The following is a 22,364-nucleotide window of genomic DNA, read 5'->3' on the forward strand; positions in this document are numbered from 1 at the left end:
ATCCCATCTTGTTAGGGTCGGCGACATGACGTCAGAAGGAATCAGTACCCAGCCCGATACCGATGCTCCGCCGGTTCTCACCTCGGTGACCGATGGCGTCGCGCGTCTGACCCTCAACAACCCGCGACGCAAGAACGCGATCAGTCTCACGATGGCAGCGGCGATCGACGAGTTCTGCGACCGGGTGACCGACGATCCGACGATCGGAGCCGTGGTCGTCGACGCGGCGGGCCAGTACTTCTGCAGCGGCGCAGACACCCGCGATCTGGCGACCTCTTCATCAGATCCCGCCTCGCCCGAGGCGGTCTCACGCACGTCGGCGGTCTACGGCGCGTTCGTGCGGGTCGGCTCTTTGCCGGTACCCACCATCTCGGTGGTCGTCGGCGGTGCCGTCGGGGCCGGCCTGAACCTCGCGCTGGCCACCGACATCCTCGTCACCACCCCAGACTCGGTTCTCGACAGTGGGTTCCTCGCGCGCAGCATCCATCCCGGTGGCGGACACCTGTCCCTGCTCGGGCGAGCGGTGGGCTGGTCGGCGACGATCGCCATTGCCGCCTGCGGACAGAGCCTCACCGGCGCCGAGGCGGTCGCGAAGGGTCTCGCACACGCCGCCGTCCCCGCCGAGGAACTGCCCGCACTCGTCGACGGGCTGACCGGGCCGGCCGCACGCGATCCAGAACTGACCCGTCGGATCATGACCAGCGCCCGACTCGAACTCGGTCCGCCGGCGGTCAGCTGGTCGTCGGCCCTGGAAATTGAACGCGGAGTGCAGATGTGGTCGATGTCCCGAAAGGGGCAGCAGGCCTGGTCGTCGCGGGGCCCGAAGCAGTGACGACCACCTCCTCGCCGCGGCGCTCGGTGACCACCGACGACCTCGAACCACTCCGGTCCGAGGTTCGCGCATTCCTCCGCGACGAGATCGATAGTGGCGGTTTCGTCCCCGATGTCGACAGCTGGATGACCGGATTCGATCCCGGCTTCAGTAGCCGCCTGGGCGAGCGTGGGTGGGTCGGTATGACCGTGCCGACCGAGTACGGCGGCCACGGCCGCACGCCGGTCGAACGTTTCGTGGTCACCGAGGAGCTGCTCGCACACGGCGCCCCCGTGGCCGCCCACTGGATCGCCGACCGCCAGATGGCACCGGGCATCCTCGCGAACGGAACCGAGGAGCAGAAGCGACGGTACCTGCCCGGGATCGCCTCCGGCACGATCTTTTTCGCCATCGGCATGAGTGAGCCGGACGCCGGTTCCGACCTGGCTGCCGTTCGCACGCGCGCCGTCGACAATGGTGACTCGTGGACGGTCAGCGGCACCAAGGTCTGGACCACCGGCGCCCACCTCGCGCACGCGATGGTGCTGCTGGCACGCACCGACGGCGTCCCCGATGACCGTCAACAGGGGCTGTCCCAACTCGTTGTCGACCTCCCCCACCCGGACATCGAGATCCGGCCCATCCGGAGCATCGACGGGCAGGCGCATTTCAACGAGGTCATCTTCCACGACGCGGTCGTCGACAAGTCGGCGCTGCTCGGCGAACGCGGCCGCGGCTGGGCCCAGGTCATGGGCGAACTCGCCTTCGAGCGTTCCGGACCGGAGCGGTACCTGAGCACGATGCCCCTGCTCCGCGCCTGGGCCGGCCATCTGCGTGCACATGGCGCGACACCCGAGCAACGCACGACACTCGGAACGCTCACCGCCGTGGCGTGGGCACTGCGCGGAATGTCGCTGCAGGTGGCCGATGAGCTGTCCGCGGGGGGCAAGCCGGATGTCCTCGCCGCGATGGTCAAGGACCTGGGCTCCACCTTCGAGGGTGATCTGGTCAATGCGATCCGCAGCTCCTCCGGGACCATCGCCCGCCGCGACGGAGGCACCCCGTTCGAGCGCCTGCTCGCGCAGAGTGTCCTACACACACCGGCGTTCACCCTGCGGGGCGGAACGAACGAGATCTTGCGCGGGATCGTCGCGCGTGGATTGGGGATTCGATGAGCGACCTGGCCGATGAATTGATCGCGGCGACCCGCTCGATGCTGGACCGCATCGACATCGACACCGAGACCCCCGCTCGGGGGGTGTCGGACGCACTATGGGCTGCGCTCGTCGAGGCGGGCTTCACCTCGGTGGACGTCCCGACCGAGGCCGGCGGTCACGGATGCGACACCGCCGACGCGATCGCGGTGCTGTCCACGGTGATCGGGAGCGGCGCGCTCGTCCCGTTCATCGATCATGCGATGCTCGCCGCGTGGTTGTCCGGAACGACCGGACATGAACTCGGTCAGGGCACCGCGACGATCGGGGTGGCCGACGCCGGATTCGTCGTCGACGAATCCTTCGAGCCACTGCGCGTGACCGGCACCGTCCGCGACGTCGTCCACGTGTCCCCGGCGTCATCGCTCGTCATCCTTGTCCCCGAGACCGAGAACTCCGGCGCTCGCGTGGCGACCATCTCGCTGGCCCACGACGGCGTGTCGGTGACCGGAGGGAGCGACCTCCTGGGCGCCTCGATCGGCACCGTCACCCTGGACTCTGTCCCGGCGACCACTGCGGACTGCCCGGTCACCGCCGCCGACCTGAGACAGCGCGGTGCGCTCGTCTATGCCGCCGCGATGGCGGCAGCTGCCGGAACGGTCCGCGACCGGACCGTGCACTACGCCTCCGAGCGGACCCAGTTCGGCAGGCCGCTGACCAAGTTCCAGGCGATCCAGCAACGACTCGCTTCGATGGCCGCATCGACGACCATGATGGAGATCGCGTGTCGCCGGGCCGCCGCGGTGGCGTCGAGTGATCCGCGACCCGCGCGAAGTGCCACTGCGGCAGCGAAAGTCGTCACATCGCTATACAGCCACGAGGTCGCTGCGGCGGGTCATCAGATCCACGGTGCCATCGGCTTCACCTCCGAGCACCCGCTCGGACGCTCGACCACCGCGTTGTGGGCGTGGCGCGACCGCTACGGCACCGAGCACGAGTGGGCGGACGTGATCGCCGCACAGATCCTCGACGACGATTCCGACCCGTGGGCCCTGATCACCGGCACCGCAACGACTTCGGGCATCGATCCCACATCGACAGAACGGACTTCGCAGTGAGCACGACGATTTCGGTCGGTGACGACACCGCACCCGGGCCGACGCCCGCGGTGAACCCGCGGGCCGCCTGGCGGGCCGCCGACAACGCGGAGGGCAACGGCGTACTGACCGGCGTCCGCGTCCTCGATCTGAGCCGGGTGCTCGCCGGGCCCTACTGCGCACAGACGCTCGCTGACCACGGTGCCGAGGTGATCAAGGTCGAGGCCCCGAGCGGCGACGAGACCCGGGGCTGGGGACCGCCGTTCGTCGACGACGACACCAGCAGCGCGTACTACAACAGCCTGAACCACAGCAAAGAGAACATCTGCCTGGATCTGCGGACCGAGGAAGGACGCGCGGTCCTCGCCGACCTTCTCGCGGGAGCCGACGTGGTGATCGAGAACTTCAAGGCGGGCACGATGGCCCGCTGGGGCTTCGATTACGAGACGGTCCTCGCCGAGCGGCATCCCGGGCTGGTGTATTGCCGCATCACCGGCTTCGGTGTGGACGGACCGATGGGCGGGCTCCCAGGCTACGATGCGGTACTCCAGTCGTTCGGCGGTCTGATGAGCATCAACGGCTACCCCGACGGCAGCCCGTTGCGCGTCGGAGTTCCCATCGTCGACATCGTCGCGGCGAACATGGCGGTGAGCGGCATCCTGCTGGCTCTCCTCGCGCGCGAACGCAGCGGACGCGGACAACTGGTCGACATGACCCTGCTCGACTCGGTCATCTCGCTTCTCCATCCCCATGCGGCGAACTGGATTGCCGGCGGCGGAGTCCCGCAGCGCACCGGGGACTTCCACCCGACCGTCGTGCCGTACCAGGTATTTCCCGCCCGCGATGGCGACTTCTTCGTCAGCGCCGCCAACGACCGCCAGTTCCGTTCCCTGGTCGAAACACTCGGCATCGCACACCTCGCCGACGATCCCCGCTTCGCCTCGAACAAGGACCGCTACGCCCACCGCGAGATCCTCGCTGCCACACTGGGAGAACGTATCGCCGAACACGATCGCGCCGACCTCGCGGCCCGCCTCGAAGCCGCCGGGGTACCCGCCAGTTCGGTGAACACCATCGACGAAGCCCTCACCTCGGCACAGGTCCGGCACCGTGGCCTGTTCCTCGAGACCGACGACTATCGCGGTGTCGGCGTGCCGATCTCGTTGAGCGACGCAGGTCACCGGTCACCACGTCCGGCAGCGGCCAGGGGCGCGCACACCGGTGAGGTCCTCGAAGCCATGGGATACGACGCCGAGCGGTTGGCGATGCTGCGCACTGCGGGGGTGTTCGGCGACGCATGACCGGAGTTGCGATGGGCGGCGGTTCGGGCAAGCCCGCGGTGTCACGTGCGGCCACTCGCGTCGTCGCCGAACTCGAGCGGATGATCGTCACCGGCGAACTGCTTCCCGGACAGCCGATCCGGCAGGAGCTGATGGCCGAACGCCTCGGTGTCAGTCGGCTACCCATCCGTGAAGGGCTCCGCCAGCTCACCTCCGAGGGGCTTGTCCAACACGAGCACAACGTCGGTTACACCGTCGCGCGGCTCAACCAGTCGGAGTTCGACCAGATCTATCTCATGCGAGCCGCTCTCGAGCGGGAGGTCCTCGCCGTGCTGCCGAGACTCGACGAAGCCGCGCTCGACGAAATCAGCGAACTCCGCGACCTCGTCGCGGAAGCGGCCGAGGCCGCCGACATCCTCGAGATGCGGCTGCGCAACCAGACGTTCCACTTCGCCGTCTTCGAGCGGTCGCCCCTGTCCCTGGTCGTCGCGGAGCTGCGGCGACTCTGGAACCTGGCCATGCCCTATCACGCCGCCTATCTGTACGACGCCGACGTACGCCGCAAGGTGTGCGCGGAACACGACGCCATGGTCGATGCGCTCGTCGCCGGCGACAACCACCGTCTGATCGAGTTGATGAACGTGCACCGTCAGGGCGGCGAGACGAGCACGGGTGTGATGCTGGGCGCCGCGTCACCGAGAACCACAGGCGAGCGACCCGAAATGTGACGCCCCGCAGACGACGCCACCCGAACCCGCGCAGTCGCCGGACGACGTACTGCACAACATGACCGAGGTGACACCAGAGATGACCGCGAGTACACCGCACGACGCCGGCCCGCCCTGGGATCCGGACGTCGCCGTGATCGTCGACCGGATGATCGCGGCACGCGCCCCCGCCTCATGGCAGCGCGGCGTCGAGACGACCCGGGAGATGCTCGAATCGATAGTGCGGCCACCGGGCCCGGACATGGCCTCGGTGGAAGACGCGACTGCCGACGGCCCACACGGGCCGATTCCGTTGCGGATCTATCGCCCCCACGTCGCGCCTACCGTCGGCGCGCCCGCGCTCGTCTGGTATCACGGCGGCGGCATGATCATGGGTTCGCTCGACTCCTTCGACCGACTCGCGCGCGATGTGGCCCATACCACCGGTGCGGTGTTGATCAACGTCGACTATCGCCTCGCCCCCGAACATCGTTATCCCGCAGGCAATGACGACGCCTACGCCGCACTCGAGTGGACACACCACCGCGCAGACGACCTCGGTGTCGATCCGACGCGGATCGGAGTCGGCGGCGACAGCGCCGGAGGCGGGCTCGCCGCGTCCACCGCGCTACGCAGCCGGAACACCGGTGGCCCGCGAATCGCCCAGCAGGTGATGTTCTATCCGGGTATCGCACGCCGCGACGACACCGCGTCGATGCGGGAGTTCGGTGACAGCGTGTTCCTCACCGCTGAGGACATCGACTGGATGAAGAACATGTACCTGGGTGAGGACCCGTCCCTCGACGACGAGTACGGCACACCGGCGATCGCCGAGAACCTGGCCGGTCTCCCGCCGGCGATCATCGCCGTCGGACAAGGGGACCCGATCCGCGACAGCGTCGAGCTGTACGGTGACCGCCTGCGCGATGCGGGAGTCCAGGTCGCGCAGCTGCGGTATCCCGGTGTCGGACACGGGTTTGCGATGCAGACCGCGTCGGTGGCGCGGGCGCGCCTGGCGATGACCGAGGTCGGCGCACTGGTCGCTGCGAGATTCGCCTCCCAGACGTCCTGACGTCGGGAGGCGAATCGGTTGCCGCGCGCAGAGCCGGCGGCAGCGAGGAGGGTCAGGCCCGAACCGGCGCCAGCAGCTTCTTGAGTGGCACCGACGTATCGGCCAGCATCGCCGCGGACGGACGGAACCCCCGAGCAAGGGCCGACCGGAGCGCGACGAAGTCGGCAGGCGAGTTCAGACACTCGGCCGCGACGAGCGCGTCGTCGGCAAAGTACAGCGCGACGCGGCGACGGGGACGTTCGGGATCGACCCGGACGAGCACCGACGTGAGCCCGCCGATGAGTCCTACGATCTGCAGCTTCTGATCGCCCTGATCCGACCAGAACCACGGCGTCCCGCGCGGCGGGACCTCCGTGCCGGCGATGACGCTTGCCGCGACGGTCGCCTGCTCGGTGGCGTTGTCGACCGATTCCAACCGGAACCGCCGACCGCTCTCGGCGACATGGATGGTGCAGTCGCCGATGGCGAGTGTCTCTCCGTCCGACGCAAGGCAGTTGCCGTCGACGACGACACCCCCGTCGGTGTCGAGACCCAGCTGTTCGGCGAGCTCGGTACGCGGACTCGCGCCTACGCCGACCAGAACCGTTGCGGCCGTGATCAGCCGTCCGTCGTCGAGGCGAACTCCGACGAGACGTTCGCCATCGGCAATGATCTCGACCGGCACGGCGCCCAGTTCGACCTCGGTCGCCATCGCCCGGTGAGCGGACAGCAGGGTCTCGGCCGTCGACGGACCGACCGCCCGTGCGAGCAGGCGATCGCCTGCCTCGATCACCGTGACGTCGGCACCGAGACCGCGTGCGGTGGCGGCGACCTCGAGCCCGATGAAACCTCCGCCGATCACCGCGACCGGACCCCGTGCCACCCGGGACAGGAGGCGGTGCGCGTCGTCCATCTCGCGGAGCACCAGGACATCGGGATGGTCCGCCCCCGGCAGGTCGAGGGTTCGTGCGCGCGCCCCGGTCGCCAGGACCAGTCGATCGACGGAGAGTGTCTCCGCACGGTTCTCACGAATCATCTCGAGCGTGTACCGCCCATCGGTGCGCGTGACCCCGACGACGTCGGTCCCGATGCGGAGCTCGATGCCGTTGTCGCTGTAGTACGCGGGGTCGCGCAGCAGCACCGAGTCCGCAGAGGCCTCCCCCTTGAGCATCGCCTTGGACAGCGGCGGACGCTGGTACGGGAGGTGGGTCTCGTGCGAGATCAGCGTGAGGTCACCGGTATACCCGATCGCGCGCAGCCGGTCGGCGAAGTGGACGGCGGCGTGCGAGGCACCGACCACCGCGACACTGCGCGGGGTCGGCGCCTGCGAACCGGTGAGGCGGTCGGGTCCGACGGTCACGTCAGACCTGCTCGTCCGGAATGGTGACGTGGACATCGACGCCCTCGGACAGGGTGAGCTGACAGGAAAGCCTCGAGTTGTCCTCCCGGTCGGAGGCCGTGCACTCGAGCATGTCGTCCTCGTCCTCACTCGGTGCGCCGAAGTTGTCCATCTCGGCCGGGTCGAGATAGACGTGACAGGTCGCGCACGACAGCGTCCCGCCGCACTGGCCGACGATCCCGGTCACACCGTGACGGACTGCTGTCGCCATCACCGAGTCACCAACCGATGCGTCGATGATCTTCTCGGCGCCGTCTGGTTGTGTGTAGAACACCTTGGGCACGAGGTCCTCCTACCAGGTGACAGGGAGGTTGGTGACCGGCTGGGTGAGGTTGGTGTCGTCGACGACGACCTCGCCGGCAAGTCTCAACTCCGGGAAGCGCTTGAACAGTTCGGCGAGACCCACCTGCATCTCCATCCGTGCCAGCGGCGCGCCGAGGCAGTGGTGCAGTCCGTAACTCAGGGTCAGATGCGGATTGTTGGGACGGGTGACGTCGAAGGGCTCAGCATCACTCTCGATCACGATCCCATCGTGATTAGTGGATGCCGGGTCGACCAGGACGGCCTCGCCTTCGGCGATGAGGTGCCCGTCGATCTCCACATCCTCGGTGGCGACGAACGGTACCAAACCGCTTCCCCCGGCGATCTTGTCGTCGATGGCGAAGCGACCGAAACGAAGCACCTCTTCGACGGTCGTGGGTGCAAGACCGTCCGGGTCACCCAAGAAGACCTTGAGCTGATCGGGGTTACGCAACAACGTCAGCACGCCCAAGCAGATGAAGTTCGCGGTGTTGTCGAAGCCAGCGATCACGAGAAGCATCGCGATGGGCAGGATTTCACCGTCGGTGAGGCTGTCGTCCTTGTCACGGGCATTCGCGAGGTCGCTGATCAGATCCTCGCGCGGGTCCTGTCGGCGTTTCTCGATCAGCTCGACGATGTATCCGAACAGCTCGCCCATGTTCGACATGACCTCGTCCTCGGACATGTTCGAGGTGGACAAACTCGCCGAACTCCACTTCTGGAACTTCGCCCGGTCCTCCGGCGGCACCCCGAGCAGGTTCGAGATCATCTGGATCGGGAGCGCGACAGCGTATTCGGAGACGAGATTGACGGGGTCGAGGTTCTCGCCCCTCTTGTCGATCATCGCATCGATCAGCTGGTTGGCATACTCGACCGCCGAATCCCGCATGGCCTTGACCCGCTTCGGGGAGATGGACCGCTGCACCAGCTTTCGCAACTTGGTGTGGTGGGGCGGGTCCTCGAACTGAAGGGTCGACTTCAGGAAGTCGGGGAACTCGACGAAGTACGGGACCACCCGCTCGCCGGTACGGAACGGCTTGCGGACGAACCGTCCGTCACCGAGCATCTCGCGGGCAGCTGCGTTGCGGTGGATGACCCAGACGTCCCCGCCGTAGGGCATCGTCATCTTCGTCATCGGACGATCGGCGGCGATCGCCCGATACCGCGCGGCGGCCTCGTCCGGCGGAACGGCGGCGAACGGATACTCGGTGTTCGTCGTCGGGGTGGCTTCGGTTGTGCTCATGTCGGTACTCCAGAAATCGGGGCTGTTCGGACGGTCAGGAGACCGGCATCTGGGCGGGCGCGACGACCTGCGGGATCGCGTCGGGGGTGACGGCCATGATCTGTTCCCACTGCTCGGCGACGGTCTCGACCGTGAGCGAGGGATCGTGGATGCCCACGGTGTTCACGAGGGCGAGCCGGTTCACGATGCCGCCGGCGACGTTGAACACCTCGCCGGTCGTCTCGCACGACGGGTGGACAAGAAACGCGGCCACCGGGGCGACGTGCTCCGGGAGCAGCTGAGTTCGCATGTACTCCATGATCTCCGGCGAGAGCGTGTCGGCCGCGGCTTCGGCCATGCGGGTACCTGCGCCGGGGGCAATGGCATTCACCTTGACGCCCGCTTCGAGGCCCTCGAGCGCGAGGTTGCGGGTGAGGCCGAACAACGCGCCCTTCGACCCGCCGTAATGCGACATTCCGGGATTTCCCAGCATCGCCTGCGAGATCGTGTTGACCACGCGCGGGGCCGGCGACTCGAGCAGATGCGGCCACGCGGCGCGCAGCAGCCGCATCGGCCCGAGGTAGTGCACGTCGAGGTGCCGCTGGTACTCCTCGTCGGGCACGTCACGGAATGGTGCCGCCCGCACGATTCCCGCGTTGTTGATCACGGCGTCGAGCCGGCCGAAGTTCGAGATCGCAGCGTCGACGAGTGCGGTTGCACCCTCGTCGGTCGTGATATCGGAGTTCACCGCGACCGCCTTGCCGCCGGCTGCGGCGATCTCCGCGACGACGTCGGCGGCCGGGTCACCCGATTCCACCCCGGAGCCGTCGGTGGTCGAGCCGAGGTCGCCGACCACGACCGAGGCGCCGCGTGAGGCCAGCAGAAGCGCATGCGCGCGGCCGATGCCGCGGCCCGCGCCGGTCACGATCACGACGCGATCGGTGAAGTCGAGTTGTGCTGTCATTTGTCGTCCTTGAAATGGGTTGAACGTTGAGGTGTGCGATCCGAGGAGATGAATTCCCGGTCCGGCCGGGTCAGGGCCGCGTCTGGCCGCCGTGGTTCTTGACGTCGGCGACGAAGATCCCGCCGAGAGCTTCGCGGGCGGACTTCTCGAAGTCGAAGACCTCGTACCCGACCGTCATGTAGAGCGTGCTGCGATCGGGTCCGCCGAGCAGGCACGCGGACGCAATACCCCCCTCGAGGGGCATCGGGACTGCGTCGGTCAGACCGTCCTCGGTGAACCGGGCGACGTAACCGCCACCCGGCATGGCTGCCCAGACCCCGCCTTCCTCGTCGAGCCCGATGCCGTCCGGCATGAACGGGCAGGTGGCGAAATCCCGCGCATTCGAGAGGGTTCCGTCGGAGGTGCGGTCGATCACGGTGATCTTCTGCGCCATCACCTCGGCCACGAAGAGTTTGGTGCCGTCGGCGCTGATCGCGATACCGTTGCCGCAGTTCATCTCCGGGACACCCGCTGGTTTCGAGACGGTGCCGTCGGGGTCGACTACGATCAGCGGCGAGGTGATCGGGGTCTCCCCCTGGAAGATGTCGAAGCCGAGTTGGGTGATGTACGCCCGGCCGTCGGCGTCGACGACCATGTCGTTGACGGCCTTGATCGCGAACTCGCTGACGTCGGCGTACTCGGTGAGATCGGCCGGCCCGTTGCCGCCGTGGACGAGGACCTTCTGTTCGTGCATCGAGTTCACGATGAGACGACCGTCGGGCAGCCAGCCGAATCCGCCCAGGACGATGGGGACGTCGGTGTTCGCGGACCGCCCGGTGGCGTCGACGACCACGGTCGCGTTGCCGTCGGCGTCGAGGGTCTTGAGTGTCCCGGTGTACATGTCCGAGAACCAGAAGGCACCGTCGTGCCAGCGTGGGCATTCCGGCCAGGAGTAGCCGGTCGAGATCTTGCGGGCCTCGAAGGTGGGCGCGTCCGCGGCGGCAACGGCCGCTGCGACGGTATCGACGGGACTGGTCATCGGTGAACCTTCCGTGGGGTCGAACTGTTGACAACTGTTGTGCGAGAGTCGGTGTGAGCGTTCCAGCGGTCGGCGGCGCGGGCCGTCACGGCGTGCTCCGTTTCCGCCGCCCCCGGTTGCTCTCGACGTTCGGTTCGCGACGCCCATACCCCGCCCGGCTTGTCGCCGGAAACCGTGAACTGGGTCACAGGGATGCGCACGGGACGAACACTAGGTGCTTGGCGGCGGGGCGGTCGGGGGCGTCCCATTCAGTGGACGCCGACCGCCGCCCCGCGCCGCCTGGAACCGTTCAGTCGGGGACGGTCTCGGGGTAGACCTGCGCGAACCACGCTCGCTGTTCGTCGTCGAAGGTGCCGAGTTCCATCGCCCGCCGACCCCAGGCCTTGATCAGATCCAGGAAACTCGTGACGTCGTAGACATCTTGCTGTTGCGAGAACTTCCCGTCTCCCGCGTAGGTGAGGACGCTGATGTGCGGGGCTCCGAATCGACTTCCGTCACCGGGATCGCTCATCACGTTGTCGAGCCGTGCCACGATCGTCCCGTTGGTCTCGTCGATGACGTGCCAGTACTCCGGGAAGCTTTCGGTGTGCGAACCCGGGAACGTCGCGAGGCTCGGTTCGGCCCACGCCCAGATCCCCTCCTTGCCCTTCAGTTCCCCCGCCATCTGCTCGTGATAGACGACATCGTCGGTGAACAGGTCGAGGAAGTCCCGCCAGCTCCCCTCCCCCGAACCCGCACGATTGATGGTGGCGAACCACGTCTGATACGCCTCTTCGAGTTCCTGTCGTGTCCATGTGTTTGTCATACGTCGGACGCTATTTCCGGAGGTCCGCTCGCCGCCGCCTCTGTGTCCGGTCACCGGGAGCAATTCGAACGACGTTTTCGCAGCGCAGACTTCGGCGTCGAGTCCTGTCCCGGTCAGCGGAAGTGTCGCTCGACGCCGACCGCCCTCCGCGATCGAATGCAGTGGACTTCACACGATGTCAATCTCCTCATCCGACAACAGCAGAGGGCCAATCCGTGTCGTCACTTCCCCACTCAGACAACAACAGTCAGATTCAACCCGAAGTCGTTGACTCCTGGCGAGCTCCGGGATGGTCGCCCCGAGTCTGCTTCGGGCTCGCCGCGATCGTGGCACTCCTCGAGGTCTGCTCGATTTCTTACATGATGGTCTCGACAGCCCTACCCGCCATCAGTCGCAGCTTCCAGACCACGCAAACCGCGTGGATGGTGACAGCGTTCATGCTGGCCGGCGCAGTTGTCTCGCCCATCGTGGCCAAACTCGCGGACCTCCATGGCAAACGATTGATGTTGCTTGTCTCTGTGGCGATCGCCGCGCTGGGCGCGCTGGTTTCGGCGATGGCGGCAAACTACGCGATGATGGTTGCCGGACGTACCTTCTTCGGCTTCTTCGTCCCGTGCATGTTCCTGAGCTACCTAATCATCCGCGATGTGTTCCCGGCCCGCACCGTTCCGCTGGCCATCAGTATTGTCACCAGCGGCCTGGGACTCGTAGCGATTCCCGCACCGTTTCTGACCGGTTGGCTGATAGACACCTTCGGTTTTCGCAGCATCTTCTGGTTCATGTTGTGCGCAATGGTGCCGTTCGCCGCCCTGGTGCGCTTTCTGGTCCCGGAATCTCCGGTGCGCGTGCACGCTCGGGTCGACACCACTGGGGCCGCCCTGCTCGGCGCCGGTATCGCGGCTGTTCTCGTTGCAGTGAGTTTCGGCCCCTCGTGGGGTTGGGCATCGGGCTCGACGCTGGCGTTCCTGCTCGGCGGAATCGCCCTTCTGTGCGGATGGTTCGTCTTCTCCCGCGTGCTACCCGAACCGCTGATCGACACATACGTGCTCGCGCGACGACCTGTGCTGCTGACGACGCTGATCGCCGGAGTGGTTTATGGCGTCTCCGGACTCACCGGCGTGTTGCTACCGCTGTTGATCATGACTCCACCGTCCCTCCAACTGGGCTATGGCTGGGGTTACGACACCACGACCTACGGCATCTACAAACTTCCTGTCGTCATCGCGATCGTCGTGGGCGGTCTACTCGTCGGCTGGCTGGTGACGCGCGGCCTTCGTCCGCGCCTCACTGTTGTTGTCGGACTCGCGCTCAGCGCGTGTGGATTCGGATTGTTGGCCGTCGACCATCACTCGTTGCTGACCATCGTGATCGGCGCCGGGCTATGCGGATTCGGGCAGGGCATGGGATACGCATCCGTCCCGAATCTCCTCATCGAATTCGTCGAACCCAGACACCAGGCGACAACGGCGAGCGTGATGTCGGTGAACCAGGGAGTGTTCACTGCCGTCATCACCGTGGTGGTATTCGCGGTACTGAACAACTCTCACATAGCTGTGGTAGCCGAGGGCGCGAGTTTCTACGACTCGTCCGGATTCACCACGGTTTACCTCGTCATCGCCGCAGTCGCGGTAGCAGGGCTGCTGATGGCGCTGACATTGCCGAGACCGGTGGGCGCGGCCCACCCTGATCTCTCTTCGAAACACGCTGACAGGTGACCAGCAACAGCTCGGTATCGGAAGGGGGACCCGCCCATGCGAACCTTCACCAGCCTCGATGAGATGAGATCGGCCATCGGCGAAGAACTCGGTTCCAGTGCCTGGCTGGAGATCTCGCAGGAACGCATCGATGCGTTCGCGAACGCGACCGGCGATCACCAGTGGAATCATGTCGATCCGGACAGGGCCGCGGCGGGCCCATTCGGGTCCACCATTGCACACGACAATCTGACCATGTCGTTGCTGTCGTCGCTGATCGGAGGCATCTTCGCGATCGAAGGTCCGAGGCTGACACTGAATTACGGAATCAACAGCCTTCGGTTTCCGAACCCGGTCAGAGTGGGTGCTCGTGTCCGCGCGAACGCGGTGTTCACCTCGGTCGAGGAAACACCGAAGGGCGTCCGACTGATCATCACCACCACGGTTGAGATCGAGGGTGAGACCGAACCGGCCTGTGTAGCCCAGAATCTGCGGCTCCTGATCTTCTGAGGGAATCGACGAGACCGTGGGCGAATGGCGCTCCAGGACAACGAAAAGGGACCGTGATGACAACTTCGACACACTCGGCAGTCGACTGGATAGGTCGCGATCTGGGCTCGCGCACCGTGCACTGGGACGAACGCGACGCGATCTTGTTCGCATTGGCTGTCGGTGCGCGCGCCGATGATCTCGACCTCGTGTACGAGCGGGAGCTCCGCGTGCTCCCGACCTTCGGACTCACCCTCGGTCAGTGGGCCCCGGACGAGCTCGGCTCACAGGGAGCGTTTCCCGTCGGGACGTCGCTTCACGGCTCCCAGCAGCTCATCGTCCACGACGAGCTGCCGCCCGCGGGTCAGGCGACGCTTTCCGCACGAGTCGACAACGTGTGGGACAAGGGTTCGGCGGCGATCTTCGACGTCAGCGTGAGCTGTGACCACTTCACCGCCGTGTGGTCCATCTTCGCCCCGGGTTGCGGCGGCTTCGGCGGCGACCGCGGCACGAGTGGTGCCGCCGCCGAAGCGCTCTCGCCCGCAACCTCGGTGCGCACCGCCGAGAACGCAGCGGCGCTCTACCGTCTGTGCGGAGATCGCCACGCAATACACATCGACCCGGCGGCCGCACGTGCGATCGGCCAGGACCGTCCGATCCTGCACGGCCTGGCCACCCTCTCCACCTCGGTTGTGGCACTGGCGCGGCACCGCGGCGCTCATCCCGCCGATCTGGCCTCGCTCTCGGGACGGTTCCGGTCGGTTGTCCTCCCGGGCGACGAGCTTCGCATCGACGTGACCGACTCCCCGACAGACGGATTCGTCGTGTCCGGGCCTCAGGGAGTCGTCATCGACAACGCGGTCGCCACCTTCGGGCGCTGACCGGACGGCTGGGCCGGCAGCAACCCGTTTCCGTGTTCATGGCCTGGTCTGCGTTTCAACAGGACTGGACATTCGAAACTGCCTTTCTCATGACTTGGCGTCGGCACTGGCGATGCACGGCAACGGACCAGCGGGGATCATCACCGCTGGCTGGCGATGACGTCCTCGGGCGCCCAGACCGCGCGCATGCTCGTGATCTTGAGATCGTCATCGAACGTCATGACATCGATGGGCTCCACGACAACCGTCTGGTCGGGCAGGTGCGAGGTGACGCGGAAGTGGAAGGCCGCGGTCGACCCGCCGGACCGGACGGTCAGCAACTCCGCGGTCGAATCGATGGAGTCCAGCGCGCTGTAGAACTTCTCGATCTGCGCTCGACCGACTTTGATCTCGGAACCGACCGGATCCTCGAGCGTCGCATCCTCGGCATACAACGCGGCGATCTCGGCCGACGTACCGGTGCTGACAGTTGTGATGTACCCGGCAACAGCATCACGGATCTGGTTGGTTGAGGGAGGCATGAAACTCCTGTCGAATAGTCTCGCGCATCCACTACGGCCTCTGCGCGGCCCCTTGGAAGGGCTCACGTCATCGAATCAGCGGGTTCGGCCCGACGACATACCGTCGTCCGCTGGGCGGGACATCACCGCCGGCCCCTCCCAACGCACACTGGATGATCTACGTCGCACAGTCGAGGCAAACCGACGCACAGTCGACGAAAACGTGCGCACAGTCGACGGGAACGGGTGCACGGTCAACGGGAACGGGTCCACCCCTGGCGTCCCATTTCTGAAACGTGTTCTAATTCAGGTAGAACACGTTCCAGCTGCGCGCACGAAGGGGACCCAATGGCCGGCTCGACCGAACCAGAACAGACCAGCACCCGATCCGAGACCCCGGCACCCGAGACGTTCGACGTCGTCGTCGTGGGGGCCGGCGGTGCGGGCCTGAGCGCGGCGATCACCGCAGCTCAGAAGGGCTTGTCGACGGTCCTGATCGAGAAGTCGCCGTACTGGGGCGGCTCGACGTCGCGGTCGGGTGGCGGGGTCTGGATCCCGAACAACTCGGTGCTGCGCCGCGACGGCGTGGTCGACACCCCCGACAAGGCGCGCGAGTACGTGCACGCGATCATCGGCGAACACGCGCCGGCCGAACGCATCGACGCCTACATCGACCGCGGCCCCGAGGCGCTGGACTTCCTGATGGCGCACTCCCCGCTCGATCTCGAGTGGGTGAAGAACTACTCCGACTACTACCCGGAGGCACCCGGCGGCCGGCTCGCCGGACGGTCGATCGAGCCGCGCCCGTTCGACGCGCGCCGGCTCGGGGACGACCTGAAGACCCTGCACCCGCAGTACACCAAGGCGCCGCTGAACATGGTGGTCCTGCAGTCGGACTACCGCTGGCTGAACACCGGCCTGCGGCATTGGCGCGGTCCGCTGCGGATGGCAAAGGTCGGCAGCCGGTTCTTCTGGGCGCGCAGCCGCGGCAAGAAGCTGATCGCCATGGGCGCAGCTCTCGCAGCGGAACTCCTCCTCGGCGTCCGCGAGGCGGGCGTCCCGGTGCGGTTGAACACCGGCCTGGCCGACCTCATCACCGAAGACGGCCGCGTTGTCGGCGTGATCGCCGAATCCGACGGCAAGCGCGTCGAGATCCGGGCCCGTCACGGCGTGATCCTCGCCTGCGGCGGGTTCGAGCACAACGACGAGATGCGCAAGAAGTACCAGCGCGACCCCATCGGTTCCGAGTGGACCACCGGCGCCCCCAGCAACACCGGTGACGGCATCAACGCCGGACTCAAGATCGGCGCCGCGGTGTCACTCATGGACGACGCCTGGTGGGGTCCGACGATCCCGCTGCCGCGCGGTCCATGGTTCGCGCTGTCGGAGCGAGCGGTACCGGGCACCTTCATGGTGAACACGCGCGGACAGCGCTACATGAACGAGTCCCTGCCGTATGTCGAAGCGGTGCACCAGATGTACGGCGGGGAGTTCGGCCAGGGCGAGGGGCCCGGCGAGAACGTGCCGTCGTGGCTCGTCTTCGATCAGCGCTGCCGCAACCGCTACCTCTTCGCGGGCATCAACGCGCGACAGCCGTTGCCCAAGAAGTGGTTCGAGTCGGGCGTAGTCGTGAAGGCCGACAGCATCGCGGAACTCGCCGAGAAGATCGGCGTCCCGGCCGACGCGCTCACCGCGACCACCGAGCGGTTCAACGGCTTCGCCCGCAAGGGCGTCGATGAGGACTTCGGCCGGGGCACAAGCGGTTACGACCACTACTACGGCGACATCACCAACAAGCCCAACCCGAGCCTCGGCGAGGTCAGCAAGGGCCCGTTCTACGCGGTCAAGATGGTGCCCGGCGACCTCGGCACCAAGGGCGGGATCAACGCGGATGCCTCGGGTCGGGCACTGCGAGCGGACGGTTCGGTCATCGAAGGTCTGTACGCGGCAGGCAACACCAGCGCGCCGGTCATGGGACACACCTACGCCGGCCCGGGAGCGACCATCGGACCCGCGATGGTCTTCGGTTATCTCGCCGCCGCCGACATCGCCGCCAAGGCGACCGCGACCACAGGAGTCTGACCCATGCCGATCGATCCCTCCGTCGCCCTCGGTGCCGAACTGCCCGAGGTGAGCTTCGAATGGTCGGCGTCGGACGCCGCCCTCTACAACCTCGCGGTGGGTGCCGCATCGGATGCGATGGACACCACCGGGCTCGAGTACATCCACGACGCCACGCCGAAGGTGCTGCCCACCTTCGCCACGGTCGCCGCCGGGTTCCACACCACCGAACCCCCGAAGGTCTCGTTCCCGGGCATCGACATCGACCTCGCGAAGGTCGTCCACGGCAGCCAGCAGGTGACCGCGTACCGGCCGCTCCCGGCGAGCGGAAAGGCGACCACCCGCACCCGGATCGCCGAGATCCAGGACAAGGGTTCGGCTGCCGTCATCGTGCAGGAGTCGGTGACCGCCGACGACGAGGGTCAGACGCTGTGGACCTCTCGCTCGTCCATCTTCGCCAAGGGCGAGGGCGGTTTCGGGGGCGAGCGCGGCTCGTCGGCCAAGGTCGAGTATCCCGACCGCGCTCCCGATCATCGGCTGACCGTGGCGACGCTCCCCCAGCAGGCACTGCTCTACCGGTTGTGCGGAGACCGCAATCCGCTGCACTCCGACCCCGAATTCGCCTCCCGCGCGGGCTTTCCCCGGCCGATCCTGCACGGCCTGTGCACCTACGGCACGGTCTGTCGAGCGATCGTCGACGAGGTCCTCGGCGGCGACGTGGCCGCGGTCGCCGACTACTCGGCTTCGTTCGCCGGCGTGGTGTTCCCGGGCGAGACCCTCGCGGTCGAGGTCTGGGAGGACGATTCCCGGCTGCTGGCCACCGCGACCGTCGTCGAACGCGACGGCGCGAAGGCCCTCGGCAATGTGGTCTGCGAACGTCGCCGATAGCCCCGGCGTCGCGACGGCTCGGCCGCGGCCCGGAGACGATGTCTCGAGGGGCCAGTACGCTACACACGCGGACCGCGAGGCGGCCCGCAGGTTCCACGTCGCATATCCCCGAGGAGACGCCCATGAGCGATTCGCTGACGCCCCTACTCGCCGACAACCGCAGCGCATTGGTGACCGACCTCGTCGGTGTCATCGACGCCGAGGTGGCCGACCAGTCGGGTCTGAGCGGCGCTGCTGTGAAGACCGCCTACTCCGCGGTGCAGAAGGTGAAGCCCGGTGTCGTGCACAGCGCCACCGATCAGATGGCCGAGGACTTCCTGAAGGCGCTGGCGCCGTTCTGGGATTCCAAGCCCGCCGGTGTCGCCTTCGGCGATCACCTCTCGGCCAACAGCGATGCCGCGGCCGAGGCCTTGCTCTCGGTCACCGACGAGCAGGCGGAGACGGCCAAGCCCGCACTCGCGAAGGCGTACAACTCGCTGCGCGGCAAGGGAAAGAAGTACGTGATCGCGGCACTGCCGCGTCTGGGTGCCGCCATCGAGCGGCACGCCGCCTAGGCATCGGTAGGCGCGTCGTCGGCGGCCGGGACGCCACTCCGACGGAGTCGGGTCAGACCGCTGACGACGCGATGGCCACGAGGGCCACGACGATGCCGATCAGTGCGGCGAGCATCGACAGCACACGCCACACATGGACGCGGGCGGGCGAGATCTCGGTCCCGTTCGGGGCGACGTCGGGCGATGCGACCGGGGTCGCGACGGCGGGAGTAGCAGCGGCGGGGGTTCGTGCGATTCGGGGTGAGGCCATGACCTGTCACCACTTTCGGTTGTCCGGGGCCAACGGGGACCGGCGCGGTCTCGCGTTCGCCCGGTATCGATACTGCAGTGATAAATGTGTCACAAGTTACTCGTGTAGCGTCGGCGCCCACATAGCGTGTCGCGATAACGAAATCGCAACACAGTGTCGGTGCCGGCCGACCACGTGTCGCCGCATGCAGACCCCGAAAGCGCAGGACGCCGAATGAGATTACCGTCCGCCATCCGCCTCGACGCTCGATCTGCCTGGCTCGTCCTCGTCGCCTGTCTGTCGGTCAGCATGGTCGTGGCCGCGATGGCGGCCCTCAACACGGCCCTGCCCGACATCGCCATCGACACCGGCGCCGACGCCGGACAGATGACCTGGATCGTCGACGGTTACACCCTGGCGCTGGCGGCGCTCCTTCTCCCGGCGGGCGCGATCGGCGATCGCCTGGGACGCCGCGAGGTGCTGATCGCCGGCCTTCTCCTGTTCGGCCTCGCCTCGCTGGTGGCGATCTGGGTGGACGGCCCGACCCAGCTGATCCTGGCCCGGTGTTTCGCCGGTGCTGCCGCGGCCCTGATCATGCCGACCACCCTGTCCCTCATCACCTCCGGGATGCCGGAAGGTCAACGCGCGGTCGGGATCAGCATCTGGTCGGCGATCGCGGGCGGCGGTGCCATCGCCGGCTTCCTGGTGACCGGCCTTCTGCTCGAGTTCTTCTCGTGGCATTCGATCTTCATCACCTTCGCCGCGTCGTCGGCCGTGGCTGCCGCCCTCTGCCTGACCATCGGCACGTCGAAGGACAGCGACCCCGGTCGCTTCGACATCCCGGGAACCCTGTGTTCGGTCCTCGCCATCACCGGCGTCGTCCTCGGACTGCTGGAAGCCCCGCACCGGGGCTGGGCCGATCCCCTCGTCCTCATCTGCATCGTGGGCGGCGTGCTGCTCGCCGGAGCCTTCGTCGTCGTCGAGCTGCGGTCGACGTCGCCGCTGTTCGACGTGAGGCTCCTCGGCAACCGTGCCTTCGGATCAGGGGCCCTGTCGGTCGCGGTCCAGTTCCTCGCCTCGTTCGGCATGTTCTTCCTGCTGCTGCAGCTGCTCCAGCTGGTGTTCGACTACACCCCGCTGCAGTCCGCCCTGGCCCTGATGCCCTTTGTGGCCGGCGTGGGCCTCACCACCCTGGTCGCGAACTGGCTTGCCGTGCGGCTCGATTCGCTCAAGTTCGTGATCGCCGGCGGCGCCCTGCTGTCGGGTGTCGGGCTGATCCTCCTCGGCTCGTTCCGATACGAGACCTATTGGACGCTGGCCGGGGTGGTCGCGGTGATCGCCGTGGGCATCGGTCTCGCATCGGCTCCGGCGACCACGGCCATCATGTCCAACACCCCGCTCGACAACCAGGGGGTGGGCTCGGCGGTGAACGACACCGCACGTGAGATCGGCGCGGCGATCGGCATCGCGATCGCCGGCAGCATCGTCGCGGCGGGATACCAGTCGCGGATCGGCGAGACCGCGCAATTGGCGCGCGAGCAGCTGGCGGCGGCCGGTCAGCAGCGAATCGCCGCCGGCGACACCGCTGGGGGGCAGGCCATGGTCGCCGAGGCCGAGAAGGCCGGGACGCTCATCGAGCGATCACTCGCCGAGGCGACGGTGGTCGTCGACCGACTCTCCGGGCAGGCCGCCGATCTCGCCGAGACCATCGCCGAGGGCAGCCGGGGGGCCTTCTACGGTCCGTTCGAGCAGGCGTCGCTCGTGCTCGGCGGGATCATGCTCGCGAGCTCGGTGGCGCTGCTCTGGTTGACCCCGCGTCGCGTCGTCGAGGTGCCACCGACCGAGGCCGCGTCCGATCCCGATCAGGACCGCGACGACACCTACGCCCGCGACTGAGTAGCCTGTCCCGGTGGTACTCACCGCGGACAGCGTCGCCGGCACCCTGGTCGGAGTCGCCGCCCTGCTCGTGGTGATCGTCGCGACCGTTGTCGCCCAGCGTGTTCCGGCCGTTGTCGTGGCCGCGCCGGTGGCCGCGCTGCTGATCGCGCTCGGCCTGGCCGACCTCGGGCAGGCCGCTGACGAGATCGCCACGATGGCGCCGACCATCGGTTTCCTGGCCGCGATGCTGGTGGTCGCCGACGCCTGTGCCCGCGCGGGCGTCTTCACCTGGATCGGTTCGCTCCTGGCCCGCTGGAGTCGGGCCTCGCCACATCGTCTGTTGCGCATCGTCTTCCTGGCCGCGGCGACGACGACCGCCGTCCTCAGCCTCGACACCACGATCGTCTTGCTGACACCGGTCGCCGTCGCCACCGCACGGCGGATCGGGGCGCCGGTGACCCCGATCGCGTTCGCGAACGCACACCTGGCGAACACCGCGTCGACCCTCATGCCGGTGTCGAACCTGACCAACCTGCTCGCGTTCTCCGCGACCGGACTGAGCTTCCTCGGTTTCACCGGGGTCATGCTGGCCCCGTGGGTGGCCGCGATCGTCGTCGAATACCTGGTCTTCCGGATGTACTTCGCCGACTCGCTCGCGCGCACCGCGCCCGCAGCCGGTTCGACGGTCGGCGATCCGGCTCCGGTCGACGATCCACCCCGCCCCACCCTGATGCTGGTGATGCTCGGCCTGCTGCTGGTCGCCTTCGTCGTGACCGAACCGCTGGGCATCCCGCTGGCCGCGGTGGCCGGCGTGGGCGCGGCCGCCTTCACGGTGCCGCGGCTGCTCGACGCCCCGCTGCCCACCCTGCGGGACACGCTGCACGCCCTGAACATCCCGTTCCTCGGGTTCGTCGCCGTCCTGGGCGTCGTCATCCTCCCGGTGCGAACCGGCCCGATCGGCGACTGGATCGGCGGGCTGATCCCGGACGAGTCCTCGCTCCTCGCGCTGCTCGCGGTCGCGGCGCTGGCCGCCGTCCTCGCCAACCTGGTCAACAACCTGCCCGCGACCCTGCTGCTGATCCCGCTCGTCGCCCACGAACCCGGCCTGGTCCTGGCGATGCTCCTCGGCGTCAACCTCGGACCCAACCTCGCCTACTTCGGGTCGCTGGCCAACCTGCTGTGGCGCGACATCATGCACCGCGACGGCTCCGGTGAGGGCACGAGCGCCCCGACCTCCCGCGAGTACCTACGCCTCGGCGCACTCACCGTGCCGGCGACTCTCGTCGTCGCGGTGGTCGCGCTCTGGGGTGTGCTGCAGTTCAGTTCGGCCGGTTGAGATGGTGACCTCGACGGACGCGGCGTCCTCGCTACGCTCGGTCGAC

The 22,364-nt window shown here is 67.3% G+C and carries 22 protein-coding genes; 14 read left to right on the forward strand and 8 right to left on the reverse strand.

Annotated features, from left to right (window positions below):
- Window positions 1-25 precede the first annotated feature (25 nt).
- The 6 genes from AB4Z55_RS23420 to AB4Z55_RS23445 all read left to right on the forward strand — a co-directional run bounded on the left by AB4Z55_RS23420 (window position 26) and on the right by AB4Z55_RS23445 (window position 6,121).
- A complete protein-coding gene (locus AB4Z55_RS23420) occupies window positions 26-832 on the forward strand; it encodes an enoyl-CoA hydratase-related protein (RefSeq protein ID WP_369520666.1) in 807 nt (268 codons plus the stop codon).
- A complete protein-coding gene (locus AB4Z55_RS23425; RefSeq protein ID WP_369520667.1) occupies window positions 829-1,986 on the forward strand; it encodes an acyl-CoA dehydrogenase family protein in 1,158 nt (385 codons plus the stop codon). Before AB4Z55_RS23420 ends, AB4Z55_RS23425 begins: the two co-directional genes overlap by 4 nt.
- Window positions 1,983-3,083 carry an acyl-CoA dehydrogenase family protein gene (locus AB4Z55_RS23430; protein WP_369520668.1) on the forward strand — a complete coding sequence of 367 codons (1,101 nt, stop codon included), beginning with the start codon at window positions 1,983-1,985 and terminating at the stop codon, window positions 3,081-3,083. Before AB4Z55_RS23425 ends, AB4Z55_RS23430 begins: the two co-directional genes overlap by 4 nt.
- The gene (locus AB4Z55_RS23435) at window positions 3,080-4,363 is read left to right on the forward strand and encodes a CaiB/BaiF CoA transferase family protein (RefSeq protein WP_369520669.1); all 1,284 of its coding nucleotides are present in this window, start codon (window positions 3,080-3,082) and stop codon (window positions 4,361-4,363) included. Before AB4Z55_RS23430 ends, AB4Z55_RS23435 begins: the two co-directional genes overlap by 4 nt.
- Window positions 4,360-5,070, forward strand: a complete 711-nt coding sequence (locus tag AB4Z55_RS23440) for a GntR family transcriptional regulator (RefSeq protein ID WP_369520670.1) — start codon at window positions 4,360-4,362, stop codon at window positions 5,068-5,070. Before AB4Z55_RS23435 ends, AB4Z55_RS23440 begins: the two co-directional genes overlap by 4 nt.
- A 79-nt stretch (window positions 5,071-5,149) precedes the next feature.
- A complete protein-coding gene (locus AB4Z55_RS23445) occupies window positions 5,150-6,121 on the forward strand; it encodes an alpha/beta hydrolase (protein WP_369520671.1) in 972 nt (323 codons plus the stop codon).
- Window positions 6,122-6,173: 52 nt separating this feature from the next.
- On the opposite strand, the gene AB4Z55_RS23450 is transcribed toward AB4Z55_RS23445, so the two are convergent.
- From AB4Z55_RS23450 to AB4Z55_RS23475, 6 genes are all read right to left on the reverse strand, one after another.
- Window positions 6,174-7,460, reverse strand: a complete 1,287-nt coding sequence (locus AB4Z55_RS23450; RefSeq protein ID WP_369520672.1) for an NAD(P)/FAD-dependent oxidoreductase — start codon at window positions 7,458-7,460, stop codon at window positions 6,174-6,176.
- Between the two features lies 1 nt (window position 7,461).
- On the reverse strand, window positions 7,462-7,782 hold the full coding sequence (locus tag AB4Z55_RS23455) for a 2Fe-2S iron-sulfur cluster-binding protein (protein ID WP_369520673.1): 321 nt from the start codon (window positions 7,780-7,782) through the stop codon (window positions 7,462-7,464).
- A gap of 9 nt (window positions 7,783-7,791) precedes the next feature.
- Complete coding sequence (locus AB4Z55_RS23460; RefSeq protein ID WP_369520674.1) at window positions 7,792-9,042, reverse strand: cytochrome P450; 1,251 nt, start codon at window positions 9,040-9,042, stop codon at window positions 7,792-7,794.
- A gap of 34 nt (window positions 9,043-9,076) precedes the next feature.
- Window positions 9,077-9,985 carry an SDR family NAD(P)-dependent oxidoreductase gene (locus tag AB4Z55_RS23465; RefSeq protein ID WP_369520675.1) on the reverse strand — a complete coding sequence of 303 codons (909 nt, stop codon included), beginning with the start codon at window positions 9,983-9,985 and terminating at the stop codon, window positions 9,077-9,079.
- A 70-nt stretch (window positions 9,986-10,055) separates the two neighbouring features.
- The gene (locus AB4Z55_RS23470; protein WP_369520676.1) at window positions 10,056-11,003 is read right to left on the reverse strand and encodes an SMP-30/gluconolactonase/LRE family protein; all 948 of its coding nucleotides are present in this window, start codon (window positions 11,001-11,003) and stop codon (window positions 10,056-10,058) included.
- A 289-nt stretch (window positions 11,004-11,292) separates the two neighbouring features.
- On the reverse strand, window positions 11,293-11,808 hold the full coding sequence (locus AB4Z55_RS23475; RefSeq protein WP_369520677.1) for a nuclear transport factor 2 family protein: 516 nt from the start codon (window positions 11,806-11,808) through the stop codon (window positions 11,293-11,295).
- 359 nt (window positions 11,809-12,167) lie between these two features.
- On the opposite strand from AB4Z55_RS23475, the gene AB4Z55_RS23480 reads away from it, so the two are divergent.
- From AB4Z55_RS23480 to AB4Z55_RS23490, 3 genes are read left to right on the forward strand one after another with little or no spacing between them, the layout of a single operon-like run.
- A complete protein-coding gene (locus AB4Z55_RS23480) occupies window positions 12,168-13,523 on the forward strand; it encodes an MFS transporter (protein WP_354560745.1) in 1,356 nt (451 codons plus the stop codon).
- A 36-nt stretch (window positions 13,524-13,559) separates the two neighbouring features.
- Window positions 13,560-14,012 carry a MaoC family dehydratase gene (locus AB4Z55_RS23485; RefSeq protein WP_369520678.1) on the forward strand — a complete coding sequence of 151 codons (453 nt, stop codon included), beginning with the start codon at window positions 13,560-13,562 and terminating at the stop codon, window positions 14,010-14,012.
- A gap of 56 nt (window positions 14,013-14,068) precedes the next feature.
- Entirely contained in the window at window positions 14,069-14,872 is an 804-nt protein-coding gene (locus AB4Z55_RS23490; RefSeq protein ID WP_369520679.1) for a MaoC/PaaZ C-terminal domain-containing protein, read from the forward strand.
- Window positions 14,873-15,012: 140 nt separating this feature from the next.
- On the opposite strand, the gene AB4Z55_RS23495 is transcribed toward AB4Z55_RS23490, so the two are convergent.
- A complete protein-coding gene (locus AB4Z55_RS23495; RefSeq protein ID WP_354560750.1) occupies window positions 15,013-15,393 on the reverse strand; it encodes a nuclear transport factor 2 family protein in 381 nt (126 codons plus the stop codon).
- A gap of 327 nt (window positions 15,394-15,720) precedes the next feature.
- On the opposite strand from AB4Z55_RS23495, the gene kstD reads away from it, so the two are divergent.
- From kstD to AB4Z55_RS23510, 3 genes are all read left to right on the forward strand, one after another.
- Complete coding sequence (gene kstD, locus AB4Z55_RS23500; protein WP_369520680.1) at window positions 15,721-17,454, forward strand: 3-oxosteroid 1-dehydrogenase; 1,734 nt, start codon at window positions 15,721-15,723, stop codon at window positions 17,452-17,454.
- 3 nt (window positions 17,455-17,457) lie between these two features.
- A complete protein-coding gene (locus tag AB4Z55_RS23505) occupies window positions 17,458-18,321 on the forward strand; it encodes a MaoC/PaaZ C-terminal domain-containing protein (RefSeq protein ID WP_369520681.1) in 864 nt (287 codons plus the stop codon).
- 122 nt (window positions 18,322-18,443) lie between these two features.
- Complete coding sequence (locus AB4Z55_RS23510) at window positions 18,444-18,875, forward strand: hypothetical protein (protein WP_004020702.1); 432 nt, start codon at window positions 18,444-18,446, stop codon at window positions 18,873-18,875.
- 52 nt (window positions 18,876-18,927) lie between these two features.
- On the opposite strand, the gene AB4Z55_RS23515 is transcribed toward AB4Z55_RS23510, so the two are convergent.
- A complete protein-coding gene (locus AB4Z55_RS23515) occupies window positions 18,928-19,125 on the reverse strand; it encodes a hypothetical protein (protein WP_004020703.1) in 198 nt (65 codons plus the stop codon).
- A gap of 213 nt (window positions 19,126-19,338) precedes the next feature.
- Between AB4Z55_RS23515 and AB4Z55_RS23520 the strand changes: the two genes are divergently transcribed.
- Both AB4Z55_RS23520 and AB4Z55_RS23525 read left to right on the forward strand, forming a co-directional pair.
- A complete protein-coding gene (locus AB4Z55_RS23520; protein ID WP_369520682.1) occupies window positions 19,339-21,000 on the forward strand; it encodes an MFS transporter in 1,662 nt (553 codons plus the stop codon).
- Window positions 21,001-21,013: 13 nt separating this feature from the next.
- Entirely contained in the window at window positions 21,014-22,318 is a 1,305-nt protein-coding gene (locus tag AB4Z55_RS23525; RefSeq protein ID WP_369520683.1) for an SLC13 family permease, read from the forward strand.
- The last annotated feature ends 46 nt before the right edge of the window (window positions 22,319-22,364 follow it).

The organism is Gordonia sp. ABKF26 (assembly GCF_041103195.1).
Lineage (GTDB): Bacteria > Actinomycetota > Actinomycetes > Mycobacteriales > Mycobacteriaceae > Gordonia > Gordonia terrae.

Excerpts from the sequence above, each read along its gene's own strand:
- AB4Z55_RS23420 (WP_369520666.1), top strand. The coding sequence starts at position 26 with ATGACGTCAGAAGGAATCAGTACCCAGCCCGATACCGATGCTCCGCCG.
- AB4Z55_RS23430 (WP_369520668.1), top strand. The coding sequence starts at position 1,983 with ATGAGCGACCTGGCCGATGAATTGATCGCGGCGACCCGCTCGATGCTG.
- AB4Z55_RS23440 (WP_369520670.1), top strand. The coding sequence starts at position 4,360 with ATGACCGGAGTTGCGATGGGCGGCGGTTCGGGCAAGCCCGCGGTGTCA.
- AB4Z55_RS23445 (WP_369520671.1), top strand. The coding sequence starts at position 5,150 with ATGACCGCGAGTACACCGCACGACGCCGGCCCGCCCTGGGATCCGGAC.
- AB4Z55_RS23460 (WP_369520674.1), bottom strand. The coding sequence starts at position 9,042 with ATGAGCACAACCGAAGCCACCCCGACGACGAACACCGAGTATCCGTTC.
- AB4Z55_RS23465 (WP_369520675.1), bottom strand. The coding sequence starts at position 9,985 with ATGACAGCACAACTCGACTTCACCGATCGCGTCGTGATCGTGACCGGC.
- AB4Z55_RS23470 (WP_369520676.1), bottom strand. The coding sequence starts at position 11,003 with ATGACCAGTCCCGTCGATACCGTCGCAGCGGCCGTTGCCGCCGCGGAC.
- AB4Z55_RS23475 (WP_369520677.1), bottom strand. The coding sequence starts at position 11,808 with ATGACAAACACATGGACACGACAGGAACTCGAAGAGGCGTATCAGACG.
- AB4Z55_RS23480 (WP_354560745.1), top strand. The coding sequence starts at position 12,168 with ATGATGGTCTCGACAGCCCTACCCGCCATCAGTCGCAGCTTCCAGACC.
- AB4Z55_RS23485 (WP_369520678.1), top strand. The coding sequence starts at position 13,560 with ATGCGAACCTTCACCAGCCTCGATGAGATGAGATCGGCCATCGGCGAA.
- AB4Z55_RS23490 (WP_369520679.1), top strand. The coding sequence starts at position 14,069 with ATGACAACTTCGACACACTCGGCAGTCGACTGGATAGGTCGCGATCTG.
- AB4Z55_RS23495 (WP_354560750.1), bottom strand. The coding sequence starts at position 15,393 with ATGCCTCCCTCAACCAACCAGATCCGTGATGCTGTTGCCGGGTACATC.
- kstD (WP_369520680.1), top strand. The coding sequence starts at position 15,721 with ATGGCCGGCTCGACCGAACCAGAACAGACCAGCACCCGATCCGAGACC.
- AB4Z55_RS23505 (WP_369520681.1), top strand. The coding sequence starts at position 17,458 with ATGCCGATCGATCCCTCCGTCGCCCTCGGTGCCGAACTGCCCGAGGTG.
- AB4Z55_RS23510 (WP_004020702.1), top strand. The coding sequence starts at position 18,444 with ATGAGCGATTCGCTGACGCCCCTACTCGCCGACAACCGCAGCGCATTG.
- AB4Z55_RS23515 (WP_004020703.1), bottom strand. The coding sequence starts at position 19,125 with ATGGCCTCACCCCGAATCGCACGAACCCCCGCCGCTGCTACTCCCGCC.
- AB4Z55_RS23520 (WP_369520682.1), top strand. The coding sequence starts at position 19,339 with ATGAGATTACCGTCCGCCATCCGCCTCGACGCTCGATCTGCCTGGCTC.